Raw genomic sequence first — 1653 nt, 5'->3', positions numbered from 1 at the left:
GAGCTAGTAACAAGCATTTGAGCTAACGATGTCCGAATGGGGGAACCCGGCCGCATAAGCGGTCATCATTAAGTGAATACATAGCTTAATGAGGCAAACGAGGGGAACTGAAACATCTAAGTACCCTTAGGAAAAGAAATCAACCGAGATTCCCCTAGTAGCGGCGAGCGAACGGGGATTAGCCCTTAAGTCAGAGGGGTGTTAGTGGAATGGTCTGGAAAGTCCAGCGGCACAGGGTGATAGCCCCGTACACGAAAACTAACCTTTGATGAAAACGAGTAAGGCGGGACACGTGATATCCTGTTTGAATATGGGGGGACCATCCTCCAAGGCTAAATACTCCTGACTGACCGATAGTGAACCAGTACCGTGAGGGAAAGGCGAAAAGAACCCCTGTGAGGGGAGTGAAATAGAACCTGAAACCGTATACGTACAAGCAGTGGGAGCGGTTCTTGAGACCGTGACTGCGTACCTTTTGTATAATGGGTCAGCGACTTACGTTTTGTAGCGAGGTTAAGCGAATAGCGGAGCCGTAGGGAAACCGAGTGTTAACTGCGCGTTTAGTTGCAAGGCGTAGACCCGAAACCCGGTGATCTAGCCATGGGCAGGTTGAAGGTTGAGTAACATCAACTGGAGGACCGAACCGACTAATGTTGAAAAATTAGCGGATGACTTGTGGCTGGGGGTGAAAGGCCAATCAAACCGGGAGATATCTGGTTCTCCTCGAAAGCTATTTAGGTAGCGCCTCGAGCGAATACCATTGGGGGTAGAGCACTGTTAAGGCTAGGGGGTCATCCCGACTTACCAACCCTTTGCAAACTCCGAATACCAATGAGTACTACTCGGGAGACAGACGGCGGGTGCTAACGTCCGTCGTCAAAAGGGAAACAACCCAGACCGTCAGCTAAGGTCCCAAAGTGTATGTTAAGTGGGAAACGATGTGGGAAGGCTTAGACAGCTAGGATGTTGGCTTAGAAGCAGCCATCATTTAAAGAAAGCGTAATAGCTCACTAGTCGAGTCGGCCTGCGCGGAAGATGTAACGGGGCTAAACATACCACCGAAGCTACGGGTGCAATTCATTAGAGTTGCGCGGTAGAGGAGCGTTCTGTAAGCCGTTGAAGGTGAAGGGGTAACCCACACTGGAGGTATCAGAAGTGCGAATGCTGACATGAGTAACGATAAAGGGGGTGAAAAACCCCCTCGCCGAAAGACCAAGGGTTCCTGTCCAACGTTAATCGGGGCAGGGTGAGTCGACCCCTAAGGTGAGGCCGAAAGGCGTAATCGATGGGAAACAGATTAATATTTCTGTACTTCCGCTAACTGCGATGGAGAGACGGAGAAGGCTAGGCTAGCGCGGCGTTGGTAGTCCGCGTTTAAGGTGGTAGGTGGGTGACTTAGGCAAATCCGGGTCACTATACACTGAGAGCTGATGACGAGTCCCCAAGGGGATGAAGTAGTTGATGCCATGCTTCCAGGAAAATCTTCTAAGCTTCAGGTTAGCGGGAATCGTACCCCAAACCGACACAGGTGGTCGGGTAGAGAATACCAAGGCGCTTGAGAGAACTCGGCTGAAGGAACTAGGCAAAATGGTACCGTAACTTCGGGAGAAGGTACGCTCTTGTTGGTGATGAGACTTGCTCTCTAAGCTGACG

1 rRNA gene is annotated in these 1653 nt (G+C 50.8%); it reads left to right on the top strand.

The annotated features are described in order from the left end of the window. Positions 1 to 1653, top strand: a 23S ribosomal RNA gene (locus MMG82_RS21150); the annotation flags it as partial.

Source organism: Shewanella sp. MM_2022_3 (assembly GCF_022557375.1).
Lineage (GTDB): Bacteria > Pseudomonadota > Gammaproteobacteria > Enterobacterales > Shewanellaceae > Shewanella > Shewanella xiamenensis.
Note: the sequence above shows the minus strand (reverse complement) of the source record. Positions and strands in the feature narration are given on the sequence as shown.